This window comes from Paenibacillus shunpengii (genome assembly GCF_042684905.1).
In the GTDB taxonomy this organism is placed as follows: domain Bacteria; phylum Bacillota; class Bacilli; order Paenibacillales; family Paenibacillaceae; genus Paenibacillus; species Paenibacillus shunpengii.
Genome location: NZ_JBHUMJ010000018.1, coordinates 1 through 4,402, shown reverse-complemented (window position 1 = coordinate 4,402; position 4,402 = coordinate 1). Strand labels below are relative to the sequence as shown.

At 44.3% G+C, this 4,402-nt stretch carries 8 protein-coding genes and 1 pseudogene; 1 reads left to right on the top strand and 8 read right to left on the bottom strand.

Translation table 11 applies throughout. The features are described 5' to 3' along the window. From ACFSVM_RS25580 to ACFSVM_RS25560, 5 genes and pseudogenes are all read right to left on the bottom strand, one after another. Nucleotides 1-533 (bottom strand): annotated as a pseudogene (locus ACFSVM_RS25580) (hypothetical protein); the annotation flags it as partial. Next, entirely contained in the window at nt 530-1,195 is a 666-nt protein-coding gene (locus ACFSVM_RS25575; RefSeq protein WP_379265354.1) for a M23 family metallopeptidase, read from the bottom strand. The gene ACFSVM_RS25575 and the pseudogene ACFSVM_RS25580, both read right to left, overlap by 4 nt. A 5-nt stretch (nt 1,196-1,200) precedes the next feature. Continuing rightward, nucleotides 1,201-1,626: a hypothetical protein gene (locus tag ACFSVM_RS25570; RefSeq protein ID WP_379265352.1), complete on the bottom strand. Its 426-nt coding sequence runs from the start codon at nt 1,624-1,626 to the stop codon at nt 1,201-1,203. A 102-nt stretch (nt 1,627-1,728) separates the two neighbouring features. Then, nucleotides 1,729-1,959: a hypothetical protein gene (locus ACFSVM_RS25565; protein WP_379265350.1), complete on the bottom strand. Its 231-nt coding sequence runs from the start codon at nt 1,957-1,959 to the stop codon at nt 1,729-1,731. Next, the gene (locus tag ACFSVM_RS25560) at nt 1,960-2,775 is read right to left on the bottom strand and encodes a ParM/StbA family protein (protein ID WP_379265348.1); all 816 of its coding nucleotides are present in this window, start codon (nt 2,773-2,775) and stop codon (nt 1,960-1,962) included. A 252-nt stretch (nt 2,776-3,027) separates the two neighbouring features. On the opposite strand from ACFSVM_RS25560, the gene ACFSVM_RS25555 reads away from it, so the two are divergent. Continuing rightward, nucleotides 3,028-3,234 (top strand): hypothetical protein, encoded by a 207-nt coding sequence (locus ACFSVM_RS25555; RefSeq protein ID WP_379265346.1) that lies wholly within the window; start codon nt 3,028-3,030, stop codon nt 3,232-3,234. On the opposite strand, the gene ACFSVM_RS25550 is transcribed toward ACFSVM_RS25555, so the two are convergent. The 3 genes from ACFSVM_RS25550 to ACFSVM_RS25540 all read right to left on the bottom strand — a co-directional run bounded on the left by ACFSVM_RS25550 (nt 3,220) and on the right by ACFSVM_RS25540 (nt 4,142). Beyond that, the gene (locus ACFSVM_RS25550; RefSeq protein WP_379265344.1) at nt 3,220-3,516 is read right to left on the bottom strand and encodes a YolD-like family protein; all 297 of its coding nucleotides are present in this window, start codon (nt 3,514-3,516) and stop codon (nt 3,220-3,222) included. The genes ACFSVM_RS25555 and ACFSVM_RS25550 overlap by 15 nt on opposite strands. A 43-nt stretch (nt 3,517-3,559) precedes the next feature. Then, nucleotides 3,560-3,766, bottom strand: coding sequence for a hypothetical protein (locus ACFSVM_RS25545; protein WP_379265342.1), 207 nt, complete (start codon nt 3,764-3,766; stop codon nt 3,560-3,562). Between the two features lie 217 nt (nt 3,767-3,983). Continuing rightward, nucleotides 3,984-4,142, bottom strand: a complete 159-nt coding sequence (locus ACFSVM_RS25540) for a ribbon-helix-helix domain-containing protein (RefSeq protein WP_379265340.1) — start codon at nt 4,140-4,142, stop codon at nt 3,984-3,986. Nucleotides 4,143-4,402: the final 260 nt, after the last annotated feature.

Below are 4,402 nucleotides of genomic sequence, written 5' to 3'. Positions count from 1 at the left end.
AAATTGTAGAAGACACCGATCTTATCCCCCTCCTCAAGGAGCTCCACCGTATTAAGATTCGAATTAAGGAGCTCGTTACTCCGCCGATCTGCAGCAACGCTGAGTGCATCTTCTTTTTCATATAGTAGCTCGTAGCGTGTTGCTGTCCGGCTAAAGTTCGGCAGCTCCTCTACCTCTTCACATGTAACTGAACCCCACACATCGGTCATCTTCTCAATTAGGTATGATGCATGCTGGCAAGGTAAGATGAAATAAAACTCAACCTTTTGACGTTCCATATAGATGTAATAAGAAACTTTTGAAGAAGTTGTAATCGAATAGCGGGAACCGACTACAAATTCTTTTCCGAGCACTTTTACTGCTTTATGCTCCTCGACCCTTACACTGGATAAAGCGGACCTATATAGTGCAGCTATAGCTCGAGCTATCTTGTGCGTTCCCTGGTTTCTCACTGAGTTATTCGGTTTTATTCGTATATAAGAGTATTGTGGCTTCACAATTTGGATCGCCTGAGATAACGGAATTCCTTTCATCGTACAGCTCCTCCTAAAAGTAATTTCACCAGAGAGTAAGAGCCAAACAGGACACCTGACCAGCGATATCCGTCCCTAAGTCCGAGCACACCTAAAATCAGTAGTAACCCACAACCTATAAGTGCAATGCAGTAGCTGAGGTCCAGAACCACCCCTGCTGCAGCCTGCAGCCACTCCAGGATATTATCTCGTATGGAGTGTTGTACATGATCCTGTGCTCCATCTAGTAGCCGTAATGCACTCCCTCTCATATCGAATAAACCCGGCTTATCTCCTGAAAAGTGCTGCAGGTCAGAAACCAGCTCCCCAGAATCCGCAAACTTCCCATCTCTGATCAATCCAAAGTGCAGATGTGGGCCACTGCTATGCCCCGTATTTCCACTTAGTCCGATTAAGTCACCTACGGCTAGATGGTCGCCTGGATCTACAGACACTCTATCCATGTGGCCATATACATGCAGCTCCCCGGTATCCGTCCGAACTATTACGCCCTTACCGATATTCTCTGAGCCGTAATCAACGACTCGCTCAACCGTGCCTGGAGCAATGCTGTGAAGCTCCGTACCCTTCGGCATAGCCAAGTCCACCCCGTGATGTTCGCGGCCACTCCTGACCTCCTCCAGCGCCCCATATTCTGACGATATCCTAAACTTCATAGGCATGCTGGTCACATCCCCTCGAACAAGGATTCAACTTGGCCAAACGCCCACGGGAGTCCGAGAAGGATTACATATACAAGAAGGTAAGATAATCCGGATTTACGCGCAGATATGAAGTCCCCCTGGACCGTTGCCGTTATGGTGTCAAAGGCCCCTTTAATGATGATGACCCATTTACCTATACGGACCAGTTTCATGTATAGACGTTCAGCTCCTACATCCAGTGTGCTCGCTTCTACGGCAGCAGCCATTACTTCTGCGGATCCTAAGCCAAGTAGTATGGTCAAAGTAATAACCCCTATACGATAGATAGCTTTGTGCCGGTCAATATGCTCTAAGATTGCATGCATCGGTCTTTCACTTTCAGGAGCTGCTGGGCAAATTGTACTCACATCAACCATGCAGCCGTTGTGCATCCGAAAACTCATAGTCATGAGAATTTCCCTCCATAATTTTTATGGGACCTGCATTTTTTCTTAATCCGTATCATATGTTGAGGGTAAACCGCCCTCAACGCCGTGGGCATACTCTACCCATCACAAGATAGACATTAGTCCGCGCTTTTCCTCCTCTGGATCCGTGGCGATCCCTCCTACTGCAGCAGCAGCGGGCAGCGCTTGAACCATGCCGTTCTTGTATGCAAACAACACTTTCTTGATAAATCCACTGAAGTTATCCGGACTCTGCTCATCACACCAATCACTAAGGCCCTTTTCCAGCATGTCGTCCTCATTAAAAGCAACCGGTCTACGTCTGATCTTTGTCATCTAAATCGCCCTCCCTGCGTTATAGAAGCCAATCGCATTGTCGAACATACCGTGCACACTATTCGGCTGGGCATTTTTAAAGTAAGGTCTGATTAGCTCCGCCAGTCTGTCCGCCTTTCCTCCTGTTGTGAATACAAGGTCATCCGATCCCCAGCGTTTACTCAGATCCCCGACAACTCTTTTAATGAGCTGAACTTCGTCTAGATCCTTATTGGTTTCGAATCCGAAGCTATTTCCGTCTGGCCCTACAAGAGTCCAGGAATCCCTGTCATTAAACATGCGATTGTACATGGTTACAGCGTTAAAAGTCTTACTCCCACCATCTAAGGTCCGGACAAGACCATCCCTAGGAGCTGCGAAAAATGCTCCCCCACCTTCTGCGGCTACCTCAACCCTCGTTATATGGATATGCCTAGTTCCTCCGCCTACCATTTCAATCGTGTGTCTGCCCTGCAGAAGCTCTCTGATAGCCTGCTTGTTTCTTTCTGTATGGTTCTTCACAGGCAAACCCGTAACAACGGTGCAGACTGATATACCTACCTTACAGAGAGCCGTAAGAGCCAATAACAATGTGTCTTCATGCGCCTTGTCGTCTGTCATCATAGCTCGAAAGTATTCGGACTCATGGTAAGCCAAGCCACCTACAAAGCTCCGTTGATTTTTGAAGATTACATCAAAGGAATCCGAGCCGTAATCCGTCATCAGCTTGCGGTCCCTTCCCTCACCAACGTAAGAAGAAAAGCTAATCATCTGCCGGCCATCATATGCCTTTACGTACCTACGTCCAATATCCAATCCGACCACTTGATTAACCATCCGATCATCCCTCTCAAAGTTGTTAATAGGTTAATAACTTGCCAAGCTTCCGGACGCTCTTAAGTGTTAACCTGTTAATAATCTATTAGGTACCGCTTGACCAAAATGCTTACTTTTTCAAAAAAGTTTGTTTAAAAATGTAGATACTCGTCCAGACTAAGGCTATTAAGTCGAAAGGACGATGATTATGGGACTCGGTAAACCTCGTACAAAACTCGGTAAGTGGCTGGATGCAAGAGGAATTAAGCAAGAGTGGCTAATCAAACATTCGGGACTCGGAAGGAATACAATCACATGGGCTTGTGGCGATCCAGAGTATGTGCCGTCAGGCTCAACCATGAGAAAGATATTAGAAGCGGTAAGAAAGATAGACCCTACTGTGAGCGCAAACACATTCTGGAGATTGTAAAAAGAGCAACCCTGTATGCGGCTGCTCTTGCTTCATTAAAGGGAAGCTGAAATAATATCCTTTATGTCAATCCAGTACCACTCATCTTTAAACACGGTGAGTTTGATTTGCCGCGATGACGTGCTTATTGTTGACACAATACCGATCAGCCTTTTATTTTCGATCTCATCATATAGCGTCAAAGTGACTGATTTTCTTGAGTTGAATGACTCAACTAGTGCGTATTCAATTTGCCGTATCTCCTGGTCATCAAGGACAGGTTTTTTGTGTTCCACACGTTGCAGTTGTTCGTATCGACGAACAAAGGCTTCCCTATGTTCAGGCATGATCATACGCGACCCCTCATAGATACCGTTTCCGTGTAATTTCTTCATATCAATATTTGGTCCAATAATCAGCTGTTCCCTGAGTATGCTTTACAGGCATATGCTGATCGGACTCCCTTTCCCAACCTTCAATAATCAAAATTCCTCCAAGGTCGGTTTTGTTTTCCCATACTATGTAATTGTCTTTTTCCAGGTATAGCAGCGCTTCTGTTATTCGCTTTTTGTCATGTCCGGTTTTAACCTCAAGCTCATCCATAGTCGGTATCCTTCTTCGCTGACCCGTGTAATTGTATAAGATCCTAAGTACCTTCCGTTCAAAATCAGGTAGCATTGCGATCACTCCTATAAGAACATTTGTTTGTATATTATAACCAAACGTACGTTCTTATATCAATAACAAAAAATAGCAGCTCGTCAATTCAGCTGCTATTTTTTGTTATTGGATTCACTCGACTATTATAAGTCTCCCCCTTTTACTCTTTCGAATTCTTCAATCCGAGTATGACCAACTCCCTGATAGCTTCACTTCGATTTTTTAATTTTTTATTGTGCCAGTACTTTTCGATCTCAACAACCGTTTCATTCGGAAAGGTTACAAGGATCTGTTTATTCTTTTCTTTATCAACTGCCATATTATCACCTCAAAGTCAGTATAAGTTATATAACTTATATTGACAAGTGCACAATTGTAACGTATATTAGTTATATAGTTATATAACTAATTGAGGAGGAATACATATGAGCAATGTAATCAATATGATTGAACGCCTGGCACAAAAGAAAGAACATGCAGAAAGAAGCCAGTCAAAACAATGGTTCAGAGAGAACATCCTGAATAATGCTTCTCCTGAAGAACTGATGGCAATTAAAAAGGCTATCCAGGAGAAAGATG

Bases quoted from the DNA above. Each gene is read 5' to 3' on its own strand.
- ACFSVM_RS25575 (WP_379265354.1), bottom strand. From the start codon at position 1,195: ATGCCTATGAAGTTTAGGATATCGTCAGAATATGGGGCGCTGGAGGAG.
- ACFSVM_RS25545 (WP_379265342.1), bottom strand. From the start codon at position 3,766: ATGGATGAGCTTGAGGTTAAAACCGGACATGACAAAAAGCGAATAACA.
- ACFSVM_RS25560 (WP_379265348.1), bottom strand. From the start codon at position 2,775: ATGGTTAATCAAGTGGTCGGATTGGATATTGGACGTAGGTACGTAAAG.
- ACFSVM_RS25550 (WP_379265344.1), bottom strand. From the start codon at position 3,516: ATGATCATGCCTGAACATAGGGAAGCCTTTGTTCGTCGATACGAACAA.
- ACFSVM_RS25540 (WP_379265340.1), bottom strand. From the start codon at position 4,142: ATGGCAGTTGATAAAGAAAAGAATAAACAGATCCTTGTAACCTTTCCG.
- ACFSVM_RS25565 (WP_379265350.1), bottom strand. From the start codon at position 1,959: ATGACAAAGATCAGACGTAGACCGGTTGCTTTTAATGAGGACGACATG.
- ACFSVM_RS25570 (WP_379265352.1), bottom strand. From the start codon at position 1,626: ATGACTATGAGTTTTCGGATGCACAACGGCTGCATGGTTGATGTGAGT.